We start from the raw sequence: 20,586 nt of genomic DNA on the forward strand, positions 1-20,586 counted from the left end.
GGCATTCGGCGCGACCGTTTGCCGCGTCGGCCTGCCCCCGACCGCGTGGCTGCCGGTACAATCGCGGTTATTACCACGCATCGGGACGTCACAGAATGACAGCGCAAGACGCCGCACCGGCGCCGGATACGGGCGCAGTGCGAACTTATCTGCTCGGGCTTCAGGACCGCATTGTCGAAACGCTCGGGCGCCTCGACGGCAAACGCTTCCTCGCCGACGACTGGCAACGTCCGGCCGATAGCGCACTGCGCGGGGACGGCCGCACCCGCGTGCTCGACGATGGCGACTTCTTCGAGCGCGGCGGCGTGAACTTCTCTCATGTGGTCGGCGACAAGCTGCCAGGTTCGGCCAGCGCCTCCCGCCCGGAGTTGGCCGGGCGTGGCTTCGAAGCCCTCGGTGTCTCGCTCGTGCTGCATCCGCGCAATCCGTACTGCCCGACTGTGCACTTCAACGTGCGCATTCTGATCGCCACGGCTCCCGGCCAGTTGCCCGCGTTCTGGTTCGGCGGCGGTATGGATCTCACGCCGTACTATCCGTTCGAAGAGGACTGCCGGCACTTTCATCAGACCTGCAAGGACGCGCTCGATCCGTTCGACACCGCGTGGTATCCGCGTTTCAAGACGTGGTGCGACGAGTACTTCTACCTGAAGCATCGCCAGGAGCCGCGCGGCATCGGCGGCATCTTCTTCGACGACTTCTCGGGCGGCGGTTTCGACACGGGCTTCGCCGTCATGCAAAGTGTGGGCGATGCCTTCCTCGACGCTTATGTCCCGATCGTCGAGCGCCGTCGCGGCATGCCCTACGGTGAGCGCGAACGGGATTTCCAGGCCCACCGGCGTGGCCGCTATGTCGAATTCAACCTGGTCTGGGACCGTGGCACCCATTTCGGCCTGCAATCGGGGGGGCGCACCGAATCGATCCTGATGTCGATGCCGCCGATCGTGAAATGGCACTACGACTGGAAACCCGAGCCGGACACCCCGGAAGCGAAGCTCTATACCGACTTCCTCGTGCGCCGCGAGTGGGTGTGAAGGCCGGCCGCGAATGACCGTCTCCTCCGCTACTGGGCACGACGCCACGCATCCGTCGCCCGCCAGTCCGATCCGGCGCATCGGCGTGCTCGGCGGCACGTTCGATCCGATTCACACCGGGCACCTCGCGCTCGGCGCACTGTTCGCGCGCACACTCGCCCTCGACGAACTGATCCTGATGCCAGCCGGCCAGCAGCCGCAAAAGCAAGGCAGCACCGCGGCCGAACATCGTCTGGCCATGACACGCCTCGCCGCGGAGCAACTCGCCGCAGCGCTCGCGCGCACGCAACCGTCCACCCGGTTGCGCGTCAGCACGCGCGAGATCGAGCGCGCCGGGCCGAGCTACACCGTCGATACGCTGCGCGAGATGCGCCGTGACCTGGGCCCGCAGGTCTCGCTCTCGCTGCTTATCGGCTCCGACCAACTGGTGCGCCTGGATACCTGGCACGCCTGGCGCGAGCTGTTCGACTACGCGCACGTCTGCGCGGCCGCGCGACCCGGTTTCCGCTGGGCCACCGCCTCCTCGGAACTGCGCCAAGTCTTCGCCGAACGGGAAAAGTCCGCGCTCGGGGTACAATCCACGCCATGCGGCGGCATACTGATCGACAACTCACTGGCTGTCGACATCTCCGCCACCGAGTTGCGCGCCACGCTGGCGCACGCGCGAGACGCGGCCACGCCCCCGGCGAATCTGCCCGAATCCGTGTGGCATTACATCCGCGCGCAACACCTGTATCGCGCCTGACGGCCCTTGGCCCTTACCCGGTCGCCGCTTCGGCGCTCCCTGTTTCACCAAAAAGACGCACTATGGATATTCGTAAACTTCAGCGCCTGATCGTCGACGCCCTCGAAGACGTCAAGGCCCAGGACATCAAGGTGTTCAACACCGAGCACCTCACCGCCCTGTTCGAGCGCGTGATCATCGCGAGCGGCACGTCCAATCGCCAGACCAAGGCGCTCGCCGCAAGCGTGCGGGACAAGGTCAAGGCCGCCGGCGGCGACATCGTCAGCATGGAAGGCGAAGACGTCGGCGAATGGGTGCTGGTCGACACGGGCGACGTCATCGTGCACATCATGCAGCCGGCCCTGCGCCAGTACTACAACCTCGAAGAGATCTGGGGCGAGAAGCCCGTGCGCCTGAAAGCGGCCGGTACCAAGGCCGGCGCCAAGGCCAGCGCGGAAGATCACGAAGACGACGAGGACGACGCCGTCGACGCGCCGGCCCCCGCACGCCGCAAGGCAAAGTAAGCCGGCACTGCGCGGAACTCAGCCGACATGCGTCTGTTCATACTCGCGGTCGGGCACAAGATGCCCGGCTGGATCGAGACCGCTTTCGCCGAGTACGCCAAGCGCATGCCGCCCGAGCTGCGTATCGAACTCAAGGAAATCAAACCGGAGCAACGCTCCAACTCCCGCACGGCCGAGACGGTGATGGCGGCCGAAGCGCAGCGCATCGATGCGGCCCTGCCGCGTGGCTGCCGCCTCGTGTGCCTGGACGAACGCGGACAGGACCTCACGACGATGCGTCTGGCCCAATCGCTCACCGGCTGGCAGCAAGACGGGCGCGACGTGGCGTTCGTGATCGGCGGCGCAGACGGCCTCGACCCGGCCCTCAAGGCGCGCGCCGACACCCTCATCCGGCTCTCCAGCCTGACGATGCCCCACGGTATGGTGCGGGTATTGCTCGCCGAGCAGCTCTACCGCGCGTGGAGCATCAATGCCAATCATCCCTATCACCGCGTCTGACGACACACCAGGTCAGAAATAAGTCGGAAATAAGTCAATTCGTCTTGTGCGGTGCAACGTCGCGTTGCGCCGCACGCCAAATCGCGCGCAACGCCTCGCTGCCCGGCATCCCCAGACGATTGTCAATCCCCTTAGACGCCGCCATGCAACACGCGTTGTGCGCTGCGGGTGGAAAAAACACAATGACGTGGTAGTCTAGCCCGCGCTGCAAGGTTCGCACCGCGAACAACAACTAGACTTCTCGTGAACCACCGGAGATTGGCATGAAGCAACCGTCCCTGCGAAGTATCGTTTTGGCCGGCGTTGGCGCTGCAATGGCGTTCGGCATGAGCACGTCGGCCCTGGCCGCAACCGAGATTCAGTTCTGGCACTCGATGGAATCGGCCCTCGGCGATCGCGTCAATCAGATCGCCAACGATTTCAACGCGTCGCAAAGCGACTACAAGATTGTCCCGATCTACAAGGGCAACTACGAGCAGGGACTGGCCGCCGGTATCGCCGCGTTCCGCGCCGGTAACGCACCGGCCATTCTTCAGGTGTACGAAGTGGGTACGGCCACGATGATGCAAGCCAAGAAGGCGGTCAAGCCGGTGTGGCAAGTCATGAAGGACGCCGGCGAGCCGTTCGACGAAGCGGCGTTCGTGCCGACCGTGGCGAGCTACTACGCGGACAGCAAGACCAACCATCTCGTGTCGATGCCGTTCAACAGCTCGACGCCGGTGCTGTATTACAACAAGGACGCCTTCAAGAAGGCGGGCCTCGATCCGAATACCCCGCCGAAGACCTGGGCCGACGTGAAGACCGACGCCGAGAAGCTCAAGGCCGCCGGCCTGTCGTGCGGTTTCAGCACCGGCTGGCAGGGCTGGACGCAACTCGAAAACTACAGCGCCTGGCATGCCCTGCCGTTCGCCACGAAGAACAACGGCTTCGACGGTCTTGACGCCAAGCTGAACTTCAACGGCCCGCAGCAGATCAAGCACATCCAGTTCCTGGCCGACATGGCCAAGGAAGGCACGTTCACGTATGTGGGCCGCAAGGATGAAGTGACCTCGAAGTTCTACAGCGGCGACTGCGGCATTGCCATCACCTCATCGGGCGCCCTCGCCAACATCGCCAAGTACGCCAAGTTCAGCTATGGCGTGGGCATGATGCCGTACGATGCCAACGTGAAGGGTGCACCGCAGAATGCCATGATCGGGGGCGCCAGCCTGTGGGTGCTCGCTGGCAAATCGTCCGCCGAGTACAAGGGCGTGGCCAAGTTCCTGAACTACCTCGCGTCGCCCGCGGTGGCGGCGAAGTGGCACCAGGATACCGGTTACCTGCCGGTGACGAAGGCCGCCTATGAACTGACCGAGAAGCAAGGCTTCTACGCGAAGAACCCCGGCGCCGACGTGGCCATCAAGCAGATGCTCAACAAGCCGCCTCTGCCGTTCACGCGGGGTCTGCGCCTGGGCAACATGCCGCAGATTCGCACGGTGGTCGACGAGGAACTCGAAGGCGTGTGGAGCGGCAAGCAAACGCCCAAAGCCGCGCTGGACAAGGCCGTTGCGCGTGGCGACGAGCTGCTGCGCCGCTTCCAGAAACAAGGCGGCTAAGCCGTCCTCAAAACGCACGATCGCGAACGCCAAGCCGGCGAATTGGCGAATGAATGGCGTTCGCGGCGCGCATTGCGGCGTTACCGTCGCGACGTTACTATGACCACCCGGCCCGTCGACAACACGGGCCGGGTTGGTTTTTTCTGCTCATTACGTTATGGCGCATAACTCCAGAGAACGCCCTCGCTTCGGAACCGGCTGGCTGCCCTACGCGCTCGTCGCCCCGCAGCTCCTCATTACCGTCGTGTTCTTCCTGTGGCCCGCGGGCGAGGCCCTGTGGCAATCGACATCGGCGCAGGACGCCTTTGGGCTGTCCAGTGAGTTCGTCGGCCTGGACAACTTCGTTTCGCTATGGCGCGACCCGCTCTACCTCGCGTCGTTTCGCACCACGATGATCTTCAGCGGGTTGGTGACGGTCTGCGGACTGGTCATCTCGTTGCTGCTCGCGGCCATGGCCGACCGGGTCACGCGGGGCAAGCGCACCTACCAGACGCTGCTCATCTGGCCCTACGCGGTGGCACCGGCCATCGCGGCCGTACTGTGGGCCTTCCTGTTCAATCCGAGCATCGGGCTTGTCACCTACGGCCTGGCGAAGCTCGGCATCGAGTGGAATCACGCGCTCAATGGCGGCCAGGCGATGTTCCTCGTCGTGCTCGCCTCGATCTGGAAGCAGATCAGCTACAACTTCCTGTTCTTCTACGCGGGTTTGCAGGCGATTCCGCGCTCGCTCGTGGAAGCGGCGGCCATCGACGGCGCCGGGCCGATCCGGCGCTTCTTCGGGCTGGTGTTGCCGCTGATTTCGCCGACGACGTTCTTCCTGCTCGTGGTCAACCTCGTGTACTCGTTCTTCGACACGTTCCCGGTGATCGATGCCGCGACCGGCGGTGGGCCGGGTCAGTCGACCATGACGCTGATCTACAAGATCTACTCGGAAGGCTTCAAGGGGCTCGACCTCGGCAGCTCGGCTGCCCAGTCGGTGGTGCTGATGGTCATCGTCATCGTGCTCACGGTCGTGCAGTTCCGTTTCATTGAACGCAAGGTGCAATACGCATGATCGAGAATCGTCGCGGCCTGGATATCTTCTGCCACGTCATGCTGGTCATCGGCGTGCTGTTGGTCGTCTTCCCGCTCTATGTGGCGTTCGTCGCCGCCACCATGAACGAGCGCGAAATCTTCAACGTTCCGTTGTCGCTCATCCCGAGCACGCACCTGCTCCAGAACCTTGCCACCGTGTGGAATCAGGGCACGGGCGATTCCGCCATGCCGTTTGGGCTAATGCTCGGCAACAGCCTGTTCATGGCGCTGGTCATCACCATCGGCAAGATCTCGGTGTCGATCCTGTCGGCCTTCGCCATCGTGTATTTCCGTTTCCCGTTGCGCAATCTGTTCTTCTGGCTGATCTTCGTCACGCTGATGCTGCCGGTCGAAGTGCGGATCTTCCCAACGGTACAGGTGATCTCGACCCTCGGCCTCATCAACACCTACACGGGCATGACGCTGCCGCTTATCGCGTCGGCCACGGCCACGTTCCTGTTCCGGCAGTTCTTCATGACGCTGCCCGACGAACTCGTCGAAGCCGCGCGCATCGATGGCGCCGGCCCGATGCGCTTCTTCGTCGACGTGGTGTTGCCGCTCTCGAAAACGAACATCGCGGCGCTGTTCGTCATCACCTTCATCTATGGCTGGAATCAGTACCTGTGGCCGATTCTGGTGACCAACGCCCCGTCGATGACGACGGCCGTGGTCGGCATCAAGAGCATGATCGGCAGCGGCGACACCGCCACCCAATGGCAACTCGTCATGAGCGCCACGCTGCTCGCCATGTTGCCGCCCCTCGCGGTGGTCCTGCTCATGCAGCGTTGGTTCGTGCGCGGTCTGGTCGATTCGGAAAAGTAATCATGGCAAATCTCAAACTCCATCGCGTCAAAAAAACCTACGACCGGAAGAACTATGTCCTGCACGGTGTCGACATCGACATCGAAGACGGCGAATTCGTGGTCATCGTCGGCCCCTCCGGTTGCGGCAAGTCGACGCTGCTGCGCATGGTGGCCGGCCTCGAATCGGTCAGCGAAGGCAGCATCCTGATCGGCTCGCAAGTCGTCAATGAACTGGAGCCGAAGGATCGCAATATCGCGATGGTGTTCCAGAACTACGCGCTTTATCCGCACATGGATGTGCGCCAAAACATGTCGTACGGCTTGAAGATCCGCGGCATCGACAAGAAGATCATCGACGAGCGCGTGCTCACCGCCGCACGCATTCTGGAACTGGAACCCCTGCTCGCACGCAAGCCGCGCGAACTCTCGGGCGGTCAGCGCCAGCGCGTGGCCATGGGCCGCGCGATCGTGCGTGAGCCCGCGGTATTCCTGTTCGACGAACCGCTCTCGAACCTCGATGCCAAGCTGCGTGTGCAGATGCGTCTGGAAATCCAGCGGCTGCACGCGCGCCTCAAGACCACCAGCCTGTATGTCACCCACGATCAAATCGAGGCGATGACGTTGGCGGATCGCGTGATCGTCATGAACAAGGGCTACGCCGAGCAGATCGGCACCCCGACGGATGTGTACGAGCGCCCCGCATCGCTGTTCGTGGCGAGCTTCATGGGCTCGCCCGCCATGAACCTGCTCAAGGGCCGCGTAGACTCGGAAGGCCGTACGTTCGAGGTCGACGGTGGCGGGCCGGCCCTGCGTCTGCCGCCCACGAGCATGGCGTATGCCAACCGTGAACTCATGCTCGGCGTGCGCCCCGAACATCTGGTGCCCGCCGAGCAGCACAACGGCCTGGGTGCCTTTGCCGCGCAGACCAACATCCTCGTCGATCAGCTCGAACTGCTCGGCGCCGACAATCTGGCGCATGGCCGCTGGGGCGAGCAGCCCGTCACGGTGCGTCTGCCGCACGAGATGCGGCCGGCGGCGGGTACGGTGGTGCCGCTGGCCATCTCGGCCAAGGCGTTGCACCTGTTCGATCCGACGACCGGCAAGCGAGTCGAAGCATGACCGCCCCCTCGACACCGACGCGTTTGTGGCCCGCCTGGCCCTATCCCCGCATCGTCGCGCACCGTGGCGGCGGTAAGCTGGCCCCGGAAAACACGTTGGCCGCGTTCGAGATGGGGGCCTCGCTCGGCCTGCGCATGGTCGAGTTCGATGCCAAGCTCTCGGCGGATAACACCGTCTTCCTGCTGCACGACGACACGGTCGATCGGACCAGCAACGGGCACGGCGCTGCCGCGCAAATGACCTACGCCGACATCGCAAAACTCGATGCCGGCAGTTGGTTTGGCGAGCGCTTCGCGGGTCAGGCGATGCCGACCCTCGCCCAGGTGGCCGAGCGCTGTATTGCGCTGGGGCTGGCGGCGAACGTCGAAATCAAACCGTGCCCGGGCCGCGAGGCGGAAACGGGCAAGCGGGTCGCCCAGGCCGTGCAGGCGCTGTGGGCCGGACAGGCCCAGCCGCCGTTGCTCTCGTCGTTCTCGTACGACGCGCTCGAAGCCGCGGCGGCCGCTGTCCCCGACCTGCCGCGCGGCATGCTGTACGAGGCCATTCCGGCGCATTGGCGCGAGGACGCCCGCCAGCTCGGCACCGTCTCGCTGCACGCGAGCCATCAGCCGCTCGACGGCCCGCAGGTCGCACAGATCAAGGCGGCCGGCCTGCAAATGCTGGTCTACACGGTCAACGATCCGGCCCGTGCACGTGAACTGGCGGCGTGGGGTGTCGATGCCATCTGCACCGACCGCATCGACCTGATCGGCGCCGACTTCCTCGCCGACGCTTGAACGCTTGCCCCGCGGAGTCCTCGGCAATCCGCGGCAATCCGCCCGTTTTCCCGTCGACATCGCCGTCTGCCCCCCGCGCGCGCTGGCGGGCGTGAGCGCAAGGCGGCATAATAGGGCGTTCCCCCTCGCCCAGCCCATCCCGCGGCCCGGTGCACGCGCTTGCCAGTCGTTGCGAAGCCGTGTGCCGGGCTGGACGAATTCAAGCCAAGCCGCCATGCCGTACATCTATCTCGCGTCGCAAAGTCCCCGCCGCCAGGAACTGTTGCAACAGCTCGGCGTTCGTTTCGAGCTGCTGCTGCCGGGCGCCCACGAGGACGCCGAAGCACTCGAAGCCGTGCTGCCGGGAGAGCCACCGGACGACTACGTGCAGCGCGTCACGCGTGCCAAGGCCGAAGCGGCGCTCACGCGCCTCGCCCGCGCAGGCCTGCCTGGCGCCCCCATTCTGGCGGCCGACACGACGGTATGCCTGGACGGCACCATCCTCGGCAAGCCTTTCGACGACGCCGACGCCTGTGCCGTACTCGCCCGTCTGTCGGGCACACGCCATCGTGTGCTGACCGCCGTGGCCGTCTGCGCCGACGGCCAGATCCATCAGGCAGTGAACATCTCGCATGTCTGGTTCCGGCCGATGCGCCGTGAAGAGATCGAGCGTTACGTCGCCTCGGGCGAGCCGAGAGGCAAGGCCGGGGCATACGGTATTCAGGGCAAGGCCGCCGAATTCGTGCTGCGCATCGATGGCAGCTACTCCGGCATCATGGGGCTACCGCTGTGCGAGACCGCCGCGCTGTTGCGCCAGGCCGGCGTCGACTTCTGACGCTTACCGAATTTGCCAAGCCTTATTGAGTCGGGTCGACACTCTATGAACGAAGACATTCTGGTCAACATCACGCCACAGGAAACCCGTGTGGCACTCATGCAGCTCGGTGCCGTGCAGGAATTGCACATCGAGCGCACGCTCTCGCGCGGCCTGGTCGGCAACATCTATCTGGGCAAGGTCGTGCGCGTGCTGCCAGGCATGCAATCGGCGTTCATCGATATCGGGCTGGAGCGAGCGGCGTTCCTGCACGTGGCCGATATCTGGCATCCGCGTACGAACAACGACACCTCCACGCCGCATCCGCAGCCGCCTATCGAGAAAACGGTGTTCGAGGGGCAGACGCTGATGGTGCAGGTCATCAAGGATCCGATCGGCACAAAGGGCGCGCGCCTGTCGACGCAGATCAGCATTGCCGGGCGCACGCTCGTCTACCTACCGCAGGAGCCCCACATCGGCATTTCGCAGCGCATCGAGAGCGAAGCGGAGCGCGAGGCGCTGCGCAGCAAGATCCAGGCGCTCGTGCCGGCCGACGAGAAAGGCGGCTTCATCGTGCGCACCATCGCGGAAGACGCGGCCGACGCCGAACTGGCGAACGACATCGCCTATCTGCGCAAGTCCTGGCAAACCATCGGCGAGCAGAGCACGCGCGTGCCTGCGCCTGCCCTGCTGTATCAGGATCTGAACCTTGCCCAGCGCGTGCTGCGCGATTTCGTGCACGAGGAGACGGGCAAAATCCTGGTCGACTCGCGCGAGACGTTCCAGAAGCTGGCCGAATTCGCGACCACTTATACACCGGCGGTGCTCGGCAAGCTCACGCATTACACCGGCGAGCGGCCGCTGTTCGACCTGTATAACGTCGAGACGGAAATCGAGCGGGCGTTGTCGCGTCGCGTCGATCTGAAGTCCGGCGGGTATCTGATGATCGATCAGACCGAGGCGATGACGACCATCGACGTGAACACCGGCGGCTACGTCGGCGCACGCAACTTCGACGACACGATCTTCAAAACGAACCTCGAAGCGGCCTTGATGATCGCGCGCCAGTTGCGGCTGCGCAATCTGGGCGGGATCATCATCATCGACTTCATCGACATGGAGAACACCGAGCATCGCGATTCGGTGCTCGCCGAACTGAAGAAGGCGCTCGCCCGCGACCGGACGCGCATTACCGTGAACGGCTTCTCCCAGCTCGGACTCGTCGAAATGACCCGCAAGCGCACGCGCGAGTCGCTCGCCCATGTGCTGTGCGAGCCGTGTGCCGTCTGTCAGGGCAAGGGACAGGTCAAGACGCCGCGCACGCTGTGCTACGACATTCTGCGCGAGATTCTGCGCGAATCGCGTCAGTTCAATCCGCGCGAATTCCGCCTGATCGCCTCGCAGGAAGTCGTCGATCTGTTCCTCGAAGAGGAGTCTCAGCATCTCGCGATGCTGATCGACTTCATCGGCAAGCCGATTTCGCTGCAGGTGGAGTCGTCGTTCCATCAGGAACAGTACGACATCATTTTGATGTAACCGCACTCAACGCTCCCACGTTCCGACGTCATGCCCTACTCGAACTACGACAACCTGGCGGCATCGAGCGAGGCGCTCGACAAACACGCTGTCGCGCGCAAGACAACCTGGGTCAGCATCTGGGTCAATATCGTGCTCACGACGGCGCAGATCGTCATCGGCATCTTCGCCCGTTCGCAGGCATTGATTGCCGACGGCATTCACTCGCTCTCGGACATCGTCTCGGACTTCGTCGTGCTGGCCGCCGCAAGGGGCAGCGCCCGTGCGCCGGACGCCGACCACCCCTACGGTCATAGCCGCTACGAAAACGCGGCGTCGTTGTTTCTTGGCGTCATTCTGCTCGTGGTGGGGGCGGGAATGCTCTGGCGCGGCATCGAGCGGCTGCTGCATCCGGAAGACATTCCGGAAGTGCACATGATCGCGCTGGTCGTTGCGGTTCTGGTGCTGGTCAGCAAGGAAGGCCTCTTTCGCTATATGCTGCGCGCCGCGCAGCGCGTGCGCTCGGCGATGCTCGTGGCCAATGCGTGGCACGCGCGCTCCGACGCGCTCTCGTCGCTCGTCGTGGCGTTCGGTATTCTGGGCAACCTTGCGGGCTATCGCATTCTCGACCCGCTGGCCGCCGCCCTCGTGGGACTGATGATCGGACGCACCGGGTGGAAGTTCGGCTGGAACGCGTTGCAGGATCTCATCGATCGCGGCGTGGACGACGCCACGACTGTCACCATTCGGGAACGGCTACTCGCGACGCCCGGCGTGCGCACCATCGACATGCTGCGCACGCGGCGCATGGGCGATGAAATCGTCGTCGATGTGCACATCCTCGTCGATGCGCGTCTGTCGGTCTCGGAGGGACACTACATCGCGGAACAGGCGCGCGCGACGGTCATGCTGGAGCCGCAGATTCTCGATGTACTCGTACACGTCGATCCGGAGAGCGACACCAAGGGCACCGCATTGCAGCAGTGGCCCGCGCGCTCGGTCGTGGTCGGCGCGGCAGAAGCGCTGTGCCGCGCCAATGCGCTGGCGCTGCACGACGTCAAACTGCACTATCTGAACAACGGACTGGAAGCCGACGTGATTGTCGAAGGGCTGCGTGAACCGGCAAGTTCGGGCGCGGAGGGCGTGCCCATCGACGACGGCATCGAACCGTCGTCGCAGAGCGTGGCCGATGCGCTCACCGCGCGCTTTGGCCTGCGCGCGGTGAGGGTACTGCGGGTGACGGGCGACACGTCTGCCGCACCGGGCGAGGCCGACGTCGCCAACCGCGCAGCGCCGCCCGCAAAAGCCACGGCCGCCGGTCCCGCCGTCGATTGACGACCGGGCCGCAGCGGCCGAGGGTACCCCTACGGAACGGTGTTCCGTAGGCGACATCAGTCTTCGTGCCGGTACTCCGAGAACAGCATGCCCTGCCGATCCTTGTCCGAGACGATCGGCGTGATGCCGTCGAGCGGCCAGGGAATCGCAAGCGTCGGGTCGTCCCAGCGAATGCAGCGCTCGAACTGCGGCGCCCAGTAATCCGTGGTCTTGTACAGCACTTCGGCCGTCTCCGACGTCACCACGAAACCGTGGGCGAAACCTACCGGGATCCATAGCTGCTTCTTACTTTCGGCGCTCAGCACCTCCGCGACCCACTTGCCGAAGGTCGGCGAGCCTTCACGAATATCGACCGCCACGTCGTAGATTTCGCCGTGCAGCACGCGCACGAGCTTGCCCTGTGGTTGCTTGACCTGGTAGTGCAGGCCGCGCAGTACGCCACGGACCGAGCGCGACTGGTTGTCCTGCACGAATGTGAGCGCCTCGCCGAGCGCGTTGTCGAAGCCGCGTTGGTTGAAGCTCTCGAAGAAATGGCCGCGAGCGTCGCCAAAGACCTTCGGTTCGATCACGCGAACGGCAGGAATGGCGGTGGGAGTCACTTGCATAGCGAGATACCGGTTAGGATCGAAGGAAAGCGTCGCGGCAAGCTCAGAACAACCGCTCGCGCAACATCGAGAGCAAGTATTGGCCGTAACCGGTCTTGGCGAGCGGTTGCGCGAGTGCCTCGATGGCGGCGGCATCGATCCAGCCGCGCCGGTATGCGATCTCTTCGGGGCATGCGACCTTCAGGCCCTGACGGCTTTCGATCGTCTGGATGAATGTGCTCGCCTCGAGCATCGATTCGTGCGTGCCGGTATCCAGCCATGCATAACCCCGCCCCATGATCTGGACGTTGAGCTTGCCGCGACGCAGGTATTCGTTGTTGACGTCGGTGATTTCCAGCTCACCACGCGCCGACGGCCTGATCGAGCGAGCAATCTCTATGACGTCGTTGTCGCAGAAGTACAAACCGGTCACGGCGTAGCGCGACTTCGGCGCCTTGGGTTTCTCGACGAGGTCGATGGCTTTGCCGCTTTCATCGAACGTCACCACGCCGTATCGCTCTGGATCGTGCACGCGGTAGGCGAACACAGAAGCCCCTTCCGTCTGGTTATTCGCTGCCGAAAGTAGTGACGCGAAATCGTGGCCGTAGAACAGATTGTCGCCAAGCACCAGCGCGCATGGGTCGCGACCGATGAAGTCCGCGCCGATCAGGAATGCCTGCGCCAGTCCGTCCGGCGACGGTTGCACGGCGTATTGCAGGTTCAATCCCCACTGACTGCCGTCGCCCAGCAGTTGCTCGAAGCGCGGCGTGTCCTGCGGCGTCGAGATGATCAGCACGTCCCGAATCCCCGCCAGCATCAGCGTGGACAACGGGTAATAGATCATCGGCTTGTCGTAGACCGGGAGCAACTGCTTAGAGACGGCGAGCGTCGCCGGATACAGTCGGGTGCCGGAGCCGCCCGCGAGAATGATGCCCTTGCGCTTGATACTCATGCGTGCCTCAGTCGTTCTTTTGATAGTGCGTTTCGATCCAGCGCTGGTATTCGCCTGACTGCACCTGGCGCACCCACTCCCCGTTGGCGAGGTACCACTGTACCGTCTTGCGCATGCCGGTCTCGAACGTCTCGGCCGGGCGCCAGCCCAGTTCGCGCTCGAGCTTGCGCGCGTCGATGGCATAGCGGCGGTCGTGGCCCGGCCGGTCGGTGACGAACGTGATCTGATCGCCGTACGATTTGCCGTCGGTGCGCGGCGACAGTTCATCGAGCAGTGCACACAGGTGCTTCACGACCGACAGGTTGTTCTGCTCGTTCCAGCCGCCCACGTTGTACACCTCGCCCGTGACGCCTCTGGCGAGCACCTCGCGAATGGCGGAGCAATGGTCGCCGACATACAGCCAGTCGCGCACGTTGCTGCCGTCGCCATAGATCGGCAACGGCTTGCCGGCCAGCGCATTGGCGATCACCAGCGGGATAAGCTTTTCGGGGAATTGGTACGGGCCGTAGTTGTTCGAGCAGTTGGTCGTGAGCACCGGCAGGCCATAGGTGTGGTGATAGGCACGCACCAGATGGTCGGAACCGGCCTTCGACGCCGAGTACGGGCTGTTGGGGGCGTACGGCGTGGTCTCGGTGAAGGCCGGATCGCTCGGGCTCAGTGAGCCATAGACTTCGTCCGTCGAGACGTGCAGGAAGCGGAAGGCATCGCGCGCCTCGCCGTCGAGCGTTCCCCAATAGGCGCGTGCGGCTTCGAGCATCGTGAACGTGCCGACGATGTTCGTCTGCACGAAGTCACCTGGGCCGTGGATGGAACGGTCGACGTGGCTCTCCGCCGCGAAGTGCAGCACCGCGCGCGGCCGATGCGCGGCGTACAGCCGACCGAGGGCGTCGCGGTCGCAGATATCGACTTGGGCAAAGCGATGCCGCCGGTCATGCTCGATACCCGCAAGATTGGCGAGGTTGCCCGCGTAAGTCAGCTTATCGATAGTCAACACAGGCTCATCATGCTGCACGAGCCAGTCAAGAACGAAATTTGCGCCGATAAACCCGGCACCGCCAGTCACAAAGATCATGGGCTGAAAATAAAGGAGGGCGGGAGCGGCCTTACTTGCGCGGCACGCGTCCCATCAAAAAGAATTCGTCGTTCGGCCGCATCGAGATGGCGTTGGCGATGCGGTTGGACATGCCGAAAAACGCCGTGATCGCGGCGATGTCCCAGATGTCCTCGTCGTCGAGACCGTGTTGGCGCAGCGCCGCGTAATCGTCGTCGTCGACTTCGTGGGAGCGCTCGCACACCTTCATCGCATAGTCGAGAATCGCCCGCTGACGCGCGCTCAGGTCCGCCTTCAGATAGTTGACGGCCACCTGATCGGCGAGCAGCGGCTGCTTTTCATAAATGCGCACCAGCGCACCGTGTGCAACGACACAATACAGACACTGATTCACCGCGCTCGTGGTGACCACGATCATCTCGCGTTCGCCTTTGCTCAGATTGCCTTCTTTGGCCATCAGCGCATCGTGATACGCAAAAAAAGCGCGGAATTCAGCGGGGCGATGCGCCAGCGTGAGGAACACGTTCGGGATGAAGCCGGCCTTTTCCTGCACGTCGTCGATACGTGCCCGAATATCGGCCGGCAACGCGGCAAGGTCGGGCACAGGGAAACGGCTGATCGGCGGCTGACTCATCGTGATCTTCTCCAGGTCGGGCGGATAAGCGCTGACGTTCGCGACGCGACGGCGACGTCAGGCGTCCTGCTGCTGCGCGTACTGAATACGGTGCAGATGCGCGTAGAGGCCATTATGCGCCACCAGCGCCTGGTGCGAGCCCTGCTCCACGATGCGGCCGTGTTCAAGCACGACGATCCGGTCGGCGCGCTCAATGGTCGAGAGGCGGTGCGCGATCACCAGCGTGGTTCGCCCTTCCATCAAGACTTCCAGCGCGGCCTGCACGTGGCGCTCGGACTCCGAATCCAGCGCGGACGTTGCTTCGTCCAGGATCAGGATCGGGGCATCCTTGTAAATCGCGCGTGCGATGGCCAGACGTTGACGCTGACCGCCCGACAGGCGCATGCCGTTGTCGCCCACGAGCGTTTCGACGCCTTCGGGCATGGCCGCGACCGCATCGGCCAGATTGGCCGCCCGCAGCGCTGCCTGCACGCGCTCGGCGTCGATCTCTTGGCCGTAGGCCACGTTTGCGGCGATGGTGTCGTTGAACAGCACGACGTCCTGGCTCACGAACGCAATTTGACGACGCAGATCGGCCAGGCGCAGGTCCGTCAGCGCAATGTCGTCGAGCAGAATCCGGCCACCGGTCGGATCGTAGAAGCGCGGCACCAGATTGACCAGCGTGGTCTTGCCGCTGCCGGAGGGCCCCACCAGCGCCACCATCTCACCGGGCGCCACCTCGAGCGAGATCCGATCGAGCGTCGGACGCTCGCTGGCACCATAGTGGAAGCTCACCTGATCGAACGTCACGCGCCCCTTGGCGCGCTCGAGCGTGCGCTCGCCGCCGGTCGGCTCGACTTCGACGTCCATGACTTCGAAAATCAGCTCCGCGGCCGTCACGCCACGCTGCAGCGGCTGGTTGACATCCATCAGATGCTTGAGCGGGGAGACGACCAGCAGCAGCGCCGTGACGAAGGCCGTGAAGCCGCCCACGGTCATCTCGCCCGACGACGACTCGATCATCGCCACCGTAATGACGATGGCCAGTGCCAGCGAGGCCAGGGCCTGCGTCACCGGCTGCGCCAGACCGCCTGAGACGGTCACGCGCATGGCATAACCGCGCAGCGTGCTCGTCATCTTGTCGAAGCGCGACTTTTCGTACGCTTCGCCGTTGTGAATCTTCACCACCTTGTAGCCACCCACGGCTTCTTCGACCACGTATGACAGCGCATTGGTCAGCGTTTGCTGTTCGCGGTTCAAACGACGCAGGCGCCGGTTGATCTTGCCGACGAGCCAGCCGATGAACGGCAGAATCACAGCCACGACGAGCGTAAGACGCCAGTTCAGATAGAACAGGTAGCCCAGCAGGCCGACGACAGTGAGCGAATCGCGCACGAGCGTGATGAGCACCGTGGTCAGTACGCCGAGCACCTGGTTGACTTCATAGACGAGCGCATTGATGAGCGTGCTCGTCGTCTCGCGTTGATAGAAGACGGCCGGTGCATGCAGCAGGCGGTCGAACATGCGCACCCGCAGGTCGAGCAGCACGCGGTTGGACACCCACGAGAGCATGTAGTTGGCCGAATATTGCGCTACCCCCCGGATGACAGCCAGACCGATCACGGCGGCAGGCACGTACCACAGATTCCATGGATCCTGGCCCGAGAACCCCTTGTCGAGCACCGGCTTGAGGACGGCCGGAATGGCCGCTTCGGTCGCGGCCACGAGCGCCATGGCGAGAACGGCCAGCAGGCCCATGTGCCAATACGGCTGAAGATAGCCCAGCAGACGCCGAAGAATCGGTCCGACGGGCTTGTGCGGTGCGCTCATGTAGGTGGGGGACGGCGGAAAAACCGCTATTCTATCGTACCGGCCGGTCTTGCCGGGACACGTCCGAGCCTGACTCGGACATCACCGCAAAATTCATCACAATGGCCGCGCTCGGGGCCGATGCGCGCCGCAGCCGGGGGGGAACCGGTATACTCCCGCCCATGGCAAGCGCACTCGAAGTCCTCCGTACCGTATTCGGCTATAACGCATTCCGTGGCGATCAGGCCGCCATCGTCGACCACGTGGCCGACGGGGGCGACGCGCTTGTGCTGATGCCGACCGGCGGCGGCAAGTCCCTGTGTTATCAGATCCCCGCGTTGCTGCGCCCCGGCATCGGCATCGTCGTCTCGCCGCTCATCGCGCTCATGCAGGACCAAGTCGATGCGCTGCTGCAAGCCGGGGTGCGCGCGGCCTATCTGAACTCCAGTCTCGGCTTCGACGAAGCGCTCGATACCGAGCGCCGCGCCGCCCGCGGCGAACTCGATCTGCTCTACGTGGCGCCCGAGCGCTTGCTGACCGATCGTTTTCTCGACCTGCTCGACCGACTCGACGCGCGCGGGCAACTGGCGCTGTTCGCCATCGACGAGGCGCATTGCGTCTCGCAATGGGGGCATGACTTCCGTCCCGAATACATTCAGCTCTCGGCACTTCACGAACGTTATCCGCGCGTACCGCGCATCGCGCTGACCGCCACGGCGGACGCCGCGACGCGCGAGGACATCCAGACGCGGCTTGGCCTGACCGAGGCGCGGTTGTTCGTCTCGAGCTTCGACCGGCCGAACATTCGCTACGAGATCGTCGATCGCGACAATCCCCGCAAGCAGTTGCTCGCGTTTCTAGGGCGGCACCGGGGCGAGGCGGGCATCGTCTATTGCCTGTCGCGCAAGAAGGTGGAAGAAACCGCCGCCTGGCTCGAGACGCAGGGCATTCCGGCCCTGCCCTATCACGCCGGGCTGGACGCGGACGTGCGCCGCACGCACCAACAGCGCTTCCTGCGCGAGGAAGGGCTGGTGATGTCGGCCACGGTCGCCTTCGGCATGGGCATCGACAAGCCCGACGTGCGTTTCGTCGCCCACCTGGATTTGCCCAAGAGCCTCGAAGCCTACTATCAGGAGACGGGGCGCGCGGGGCGCGACGGCGAACCCGCCGAAGCCTGGATGACGTATGGGCTGAACGACGTCGTGGTGCATCGCAGCCGCATCGACGAGTCGAACGCTCCCGACCAGCAAAAGCGCATCGAACGCCAGAAACTCGACGCCCTGCTCGGCTATTGTGAAGCGCCGCGCTGCCGCCGCACCGTGCTGCTGTCGTATTTTGGCGAATCGAGCGCGCCGTGCGGCAACTGCGATGTCTGCCTGAGTCCGCCCGAAGTCTTCGACGGGACCATCGCCGCCCAGAAGGCCCTCTCGGCCATACTGCGTACGGGCCAGCGTTTTGGCGCCGGGCATCTGGTCGATCTGCTGCGCGGGCGCAGCACCGACAAGATTCGTCAGTTCGGGCACGAAGCCCTGCCGACGTTCGGCGTTGGCGGTGAACTCGACGATCAAGGCTGGCGCGCGGTGTTCCGGCAGTTGATCGCGCATGGCATCATCGAGCCCGACAGCAGCCAATACGGCGCGCTGACGCTCAACGCGGCGGCACGCCCGGTGCTCAAGGGGGAAACGACACTGTCGTTGCGGCGCCAGCGGGCCTCCGTCGGAAAGAAGAGCCGTTTTGCCGGGTATGCGTCGTCGCAGGCGATCGAGCTGGATACTGCCGATCAGCAACTGTTCGAAAAGCTGCGGGCCTGGCGGCAGGAGATCGCCAAGACGCAGCAGGTGCCCGCCTACGTTATCCTGCACGACCGGACACTGCGCGAACTCGCCCAGCGTCGCCCCCGCCATCGCGAGGGGTTGGCCGATATCACCGGACTCGGCGAAGCCAAGATCGAACGCTACGGTGAAGCGCTTGTCGAGTTGCTCAACGACGTTGCCAACGCTTGATCACCGCGCGGGTCCGGCAATCGGACGCCGCCATTTCGTGAGTTGTCATGATTGAAGCTTCATCGCCTGCCACCTCGCTCGAATGTTCGCCGCGTCTGCCGCTCACGGTAACGATTCTCACGCGCAACGAGCGTCACAACATTGCCGATTGCATCACGTCGGTGCAGTCGTTGGCGTCGCAGATCGTCGTGCTCGATAACGCGAGCACGGACGGCACGACGGACATCGCTCGCGCCGCAGGCGCCGAGGTGCACGTCACCGCCGACTGGCCCGGCTTCGGCCCCCAGAAGAATCGCGCGCTGTCGCTTGCGACACAGCCCTGGGTGCTGTCACTCGACGCCGATGAACGCGTCACGCCAGAACTGGCGGCCGAGATTGCGGCGGCGATTGCCAGCAGTGACCGCGGCGGCTACGCGGGCTTCCGCATGCCTCGCCTGTCGCAGTTCCTCGGACACTGGGTGCGGCATTGCGGCTGGTACCCGGACTACGTGTTGCGACTGTTTCGGCGCGAGGCCGGACGCTTCTCCGACAATCTCGTGCATGAGCGGGTGATCGTCGACGGCGAGGTCGGCACCCTTGCGCATCACCTGCTGCATTACAGCTATACCGAGGTTCGTCAGGTCGAAGACAAGGTTCAGCGGTATGCGCGCGCGGGGGCGACGGAGATGGCGTTGCGCGGCAAACGCGTCTCGCCGCTGAAACCTTGGATCAATGGCGGATGGGCGTTCGTGCGCACGTATTTACTGCGCAGAGGATTTCTCGACGGCGCCACGGGCGCCGCGATTGCGCGGATGAATGCCCGCAGCGCGTTTCTGAAGTACGCGCTGCTGCGGCGCGCAGACGCCTGACGCACCCTCGGCCCAATTACTTGGCGAGCGCCCGCTTCACACGCGAGCGGAACAATTCCCAGCGCAGCTTGCCGTCATTGACCGGCTCGGGCAGCCGTCCGTCGTTACCTGCCGGCACCGGCTTGCCACGGCGCAGGTAATAGCGGTCGAAAATGGACTGTGTCATGCCCCACTTGCGCAGAAACTGCGTGCGACCGTCGTTCTTCACCACCTTGCCCGTACTCTTGCACTGAAAGTGGTACACAAGGCTCGCGCCAACGCCAACGAAACGGCGTGCGCCCGCTGCCCACATCTTCATCGAGAAGTCATTGTCGCTGCTCATGCCAGGGCTAAGCTCGGTGCTGTAACCGCCGACGAGAAACCACCAATCGCGGTGCACGAGCGTCGGCGGCCAAGTGGCGCCGAACCAGTCCGGCTTGCGGTAGGTCGGCACGGCAGCGAGCAGCCCCGCCTCATCGAACGTATCGACGTCGCGGCCGAAGTCCTGCACAAGCACGCAGGGATTGCCGGTGTCGACCGGCTCGATCATAGTGCCCGAGAGCATGAAGGCCTTGTCGGGCATGGCTTCGGCACGCTCGATCAGCGCACGATCCCAGCCCGGGCAGCAATACATGTCGTCGTTCAGGTAGACGATGTACTTTTCACGGGCAAGCGCTGCCGCCTGATTCACGGCGTAGCAGATACCGATGTTGTCCGGCGACGCCGTATGCTCGATCCCCTCGGCCCGCACCCAGTCGAGCGAGCCGTCTGAGCCGTCGTTGATGTGGACGATGATCTGATGCGGATGACTCGAATTCTCGCGAATGCTGCGCACGCAAAGTTGCAGCAAGGCGAGATTGTTCCACGTCGGAACGATGATGGAGAACATCCGGATTTCCTTGTTGTATCGAAAGACGCACGGCATCTCGCGGCGTCATGCAACGCCGCACCGCCTCGCCT

Annotated in this window: 20 protein-coding genes; 14 read left to right on the forward strand and 6 right to left on the reverse strand. The window is 64.1% G+C overall.

Going from position 1 to position 20,586, the window contains the following annotated elements:
* Window positions 1-95: 95 nt before the first annotated feature.
* From hemF to OYT13_RS18995, 12 genes are all read left to right on the forward strand, one after another.
* Window positions 96-1,031: an oxygen-dependent coproporphyrinogen oxidase gene (gene hemF, locus OYT13_RS18940; RefSeq protein WP_017232869.1), complete on the forward strand. Its 936-nt coding sequence runs from the start codon at window positions 96-98 to the stop codon at window positions 1,029-1,031.
* Between the two features lie 13 nt (window positions 1,032-1,044).
* Window positions 1,045-1,776: a nicotinate-nucleotide adenylyltransferase gene (locus OYT13_RS18945; RefSeq protein WP_017232868.1), complete on the forward strand. Its 732-nt coding sequence runs from the start codon at window positions 1,045-1,047 to the stop codon at window positions 1,774-1,776.
* Window positions 1,777-1,838: 62 nt separating this feature from the next.
* A complete protein-coding gene (gene rsfS, locus OYT13_RS18950) occupies window positions 1,839-2,279 on the forward strand; it encodes a ribosome silencing factor (protein WP_017232867.1) in 441 nt (146 codons plus the stop codon).
* Window positions 2,280-2,306: 27 nt separating this feature from the next.
* Window positions 2,307-2,777: a 23S rRNA (pseudouridine(1915)-N(3))-methyltransferase RlmH gene (gene rlmH / locus OYT13_RS18955; protein ID WP_017232866.1), complete on the forward strand. Its 471-nt coding sequence runs from the start codon at window positions 2,307-2,309 to the stop codon at window positions 2,775-2,777.
* 263 nt (window positions 2,778-3,040) lie between these two features.
* Window positions 3,041-4,372 (forward strand): sn-glycerol-3-phosphate ABC transporter substrate-binding protein UgpB, encoded by a 1,332-nt coding sequence (gene ugpB, locus OYT13_RS18960; protein WP_017232864.1) that lies wholly within the window; start codon window positions 3,041-3,043, stop codon window positions 4,370-4,372.
* A gap of 157 nt (window positions 4,373-4,529) precedes the next feature.
* The gene (gene ugpA / locus OYT13_RS18965) at window positions 4,530-5,426 is read left to right on the forward strand and encodes a sn-glycerol-3-phosphate ABC transporter permease UgpA (protein ID WP_017232863.1); all 897 of its coding nucleotides are present in this window, start codon (window positions 4,530-4,532) and stop codon (window positions 5,424-5,426) included.
* On the forward strand, window positions 5,423-6,268 hold the full coding sequence (gene ugpE / locus OYT13_RS18970; protein WP_017232862.1) for a sn-glycerol-3-phosphate ABC transporter permease UgpE: 846 nt from the start codon (window positions 5,423-5,425) through the stop codon (window positions 6,266-6,268). The genes ugpA and ugpE overlap by 4 nt, the downstream gene beginning before the upstream one ends.
* A 2-nt stretch (window positions 6,269-6,270) precedes the next feature.
* Window positions 6,271-7,368, forward strand: coding sequence for a sn-glycerol-3-phosphate import ATP-binding protein UgpC (locus tag OYT13_RS18975; protein ID WP_017232861.1), 1,098 nt, complete (start codon window positions 6,271-6,273; stop codon window positions 7,366-7,368).
* The gene (ugpQ, locus tag OYT13_RS18980) at window positions 7,365-8,144 is read left to right on the forward strand and encodes a glycerophosphodiester phosphodiesterase (RefSeq protein ID WP_017232860.1); all 780 of its coding nucleotides are present in this window, start codon (window positions 7,365-7,367) and stop codon (window positions 8,142-8,144) included. The genes OYT13_RS18975 and ugpQ overlap by 4 nt, the downstream gene beginning before the upstream one ends.
* A gap of 214 nt (window positions 8,145-8,358) precedes the next feature.
* Window positions 8,359-8,958, forward strand: a complete 600-nt coding sequence (locus OYT13_RS18985; protein ID WP_017232859.1) for a Maf family protein — start codon at window positions 8,359-8,361, stop codon at window positions 8,956-8,958.
* A gap of 45 nt (window positions 8,959-9,003) precedes the next feature.
* On the forward strand, window positions 9,004-10,473 hold the full coding sequence (rng, locus tag OYT13_RS18990) for a ribonuclease G (RefSeq protein ID WP_017232858.1): 1,470 nt from the start codon (window positions 9,004-9,006) through the stop codon (window positions 10,471-10,473).
* A gap of 30 nt (window positions 10,474-10,503) precedes the next feature.
* Window positions 10,504-11,787 carry a cation diffusion facilitator family transporter gene (locus OYT13_RS18995; protein WP_268566818.1) on the forward strand — a complete coding sequence of 428 codons (1,284 nt, stop codon included), beginning with the start codon at window positions 10,504-10,506 and terminating at the stop codon, window positions 11,785-11,787.
* Between the two features lie 56 nt (window positions 11,788-11,843).
* On the opposite strand, the gene rfbC is transcribed toward OYT13_RS18995, so the two are convergent.
* Genes rfbC through msbA form a run of 5 tightly spaced genes read right to left on the reverse strand, consistent with a single transcriptional unit; the run spans window position 11,844 to window position 16,817 of the window.
* On the reverse strand, window positions 11,844-12,392 hold the full coding sequence (gene rfbC / locus OYT13_RS19000) for a dTDP-4-dehydrorhamnose 3,5-epimerase (protein ID WP_017232856.1): 549 nt from the start codon (window positions 12,390-12,392) through the stop codon (window positions 11,844-11,846).
* 43 nt (window positions 12,393-12,435) lie between these two features.
* Window positions 12,436-13,323, reverse strand: coding sequence for a glucose-1-phosphate thymidylyltransferase RfbA (gene rfbA / locus OYT13_RS19005; protein ID WP_017232855.1), 888 nt, complete (start codon window positions 13,321-13,323; stop codon window positions 12,436-12,438).
* A 7-nt stretch (window positions 13,324-13,330) separates the two neighbouring features.
* Window positions 13,331-14,395, reverse strand: coding sequence for a dTDP-glucose 4,6-dehydratase (gene rfbB / locus OYT13_RS19010; protein ID WP_268566819.1), 1,065 nt, complete (start codon window positions 14,393-14,395; stop codon window positions 13,331-13,333).
* A gap of 31 nt (window positions 14,396-14,426) precedes the next feature.
* Window positions 14,427-15,008, reverse strand: a complete 582-nt coding sequence (locus OYT13_RS19015; protein ID WP_268566820.1) for a peroxidase-related enzyme — start codon at window positions 15,006-15,008, stop codon at window positions 14,427-14,429.
* A 57-nt stretch (window positions 15,009-15,065) separates the two neighbouring features.
* Window positions 15,066-16,817, reverse strand: coding sequence for a lipid A export permease/ATP-binding protein MsbA (gene msbA, locus OYT13_RS19020; protein ID WP_017232852.1), 1,752 nt, complete (start codon window positions 16,815-16,817; stop codon window positions 15,066-15,068).
* A 161-nt stretch (window positions 16,818-16,978) separates the two neighbouring features.
* On the opposite strand from msbA, the gene recQ reads away from it, so the two are divergent.
* Both recQ and OYT13_RS19030 read left to right on the forward strand, forming a co-directional pair.
* Complete coding sequence (gene recQ / locus OYT13_RS19025; RefSeq protein WP_261938076.1) at window positions 16,979-18,799, forward strand: DNA helicase RecQ; 1,821 nt, start codon at window positions 16,979-16,981, stop codon at window positions 18,797-18,799.
* Between the two features lie 47 nt (window positions 18,800-18,846).
* A complete protein-coding gene (locus OYT13_RS19030; protein ID WP_442796422.1) occupies window positions 18,847-19,647 on the forward strand; it encodes a glycosyltransferase family 2 protein in 801 nt (266 codons plus the stop codon).
* 16 nt (window positions 19,648-19,663) lie between these two features.
* Here OYT13_RS19030 and OYT13_RS19035 read toward each other — a convergent pair whose 3' ends face one another.
* A complete protein-coding gene (locus tag OYT13_RS19035; protein WP_017232849.1) occupies window positions 19,664-20,515 on the reverse strand; it encodes a glycosyltransferase family 2 protein in 852 nt (283 codons plus the stop codon).
* Between the last annotated feature and the right edge of the window lie 71 nt (window positions 20,516-20,586).

The sequence above is a fragment of the Pandoraea sp. XJJ-1 genome (assembly GCF_026802345.1).
GTDB lineage: Bacteria > Pseudomonadota > Gammaproteobacteria > Burkholderiales > Burkholderiaceae > Pandoraea > Pandoraea cepalis.

Bases quoted from the DNA above. Each gene is read 5' to 3' on its own strand.
- OYT13_RS18975 (WP_017232861.1), top strand. From the start codon at position 6,271: ATGGCAAATCTCAAACTCCATCGCGTCAAAAAAACCTACGACCGGAAG.
- OYT13_RS19030 (WP_442796422.1), top strand. From the start codon at position 18,847: ATGATTGAAGCTTCATCGCCTGCCACCTCGCTCGAATGTTCGCCGCGT.
- OYT13_RS18985 (WP_017232859.1), top strand. From the start codon at position 8,359: ATGCCGTACATCTATCTCGCGTCGCAAAGTCCCCGCCGCCAGGAACTG.
- OYT13_RS19035 (WP_017232849.1), bottom strand. From the start codon at position 20,515: ATGTTCTCCATCATCGTTCCGACGTGGAACAATCTCGCCTTGCTGCAA.
- OYT13_RS18995 (WP_268566818.1), top strand. From the start codon at position 10,504: ATGCCCTACTCGAACTACGACAACCTGGCGGCATCGAGCGAGGCGCTC.
- OYT13_RS19015 (WP_268566820.1), bottom strand. From the start codon at position 15,008: ATGAGTCAGCCGCCGATCAGCCGTTTCCCTGTGCCCGACCTTGCCGCG.
- ugpA (WP_017232863.1), top strand. From the start codon at position 4,530: ATGGCGCATAACTCCAGAGAACGCCCTCGCTTCGGAACCGGCTGGCTG.
- OYT13_RS18945 (WP_017232868.1), top strand. From the start codon at position 1,045: ATGACCGTCTCCTCCGCTACTGGGCACGACGCCACGCATCCGTCGCCC.
- ugpE (WP_017232862.1), top strand. From the start codon at position 5,423: ATGATCGAGAATCGTCGCGGCCTGGATATCTTCTGCCACGTCATGCTG.
- rfbA (WP_017232855.1), bottom strand. From the start codon at position 13,323: ATGAGTATCAAGCGCAAGGGCATCATTCTCGCGGGCGGCTCCGGCACC.
- ugpB (WP_017232864.1), top strand. From the start codon at position 3,041: ATGAAGCAACCGTCCCTGCGAAGTATCGTTTTGGCCGGCGTTGGCGCT.
- rsfS (WP_017232867.1), top strand. From the start codon at position 1,839: ATGGATATTCGTAAACTTCAGCGCCTGATCGTCGACGCCCTCGAAGAC.
- recQ (WP_261938076.1), top strand. From the start codon at position 16,979: ATGGCAAGCGCACTCGAAGTCCTCCGTACCGTATTCGGCTATAACGCA.
- hemF (WP_017232869.1), top strand. From the start codon at position 96: ATGACAGCGCAAGACGCCGCACCGGCGCCGGATACGGGCGCAGTGCGA.
- rfbC (WP_017232856.1), bottom strand. From the start codon at position 12,392: ATGCAAGTGACTCCCACCGCCATTCCTGCCGTTCGCGTGATCGAACCG.
- msbA (WP_017232852.1), bottom strand. From the start codon at position 16,817: ATGAGCGCACCGCACAAGCCCGTCGGACCGATTCTTCGGCGTCTGCTG.
- rng (WP_017232858.1), top strand. From the start codon at position 9,004: ATGAACGAAGACATTCTGGTCAACATCACGCCACAGGAAACCCGTGTG.
- rfbB (WP_268566819.1), bottom strand. From the start codon at position 14,395: ATGATCTTTGTGACTGGCGGTGCCGGGTTTATCGGCGCAAATTTCGTT.
- rlmH (WP_017232866.1), top strand. From the start codon at position 2,307: ATGCGTCTGTTCATACTCGCGGTCGGGCACAAGATGCCCGGCTGGATC.
- ugpQ (WP_017232860.1), top strand. From the start codon at position 7,365: ATGACCGCCCCCTCGACACCGACGCGTTTGTGGCCCGCCTGGCCCTAT.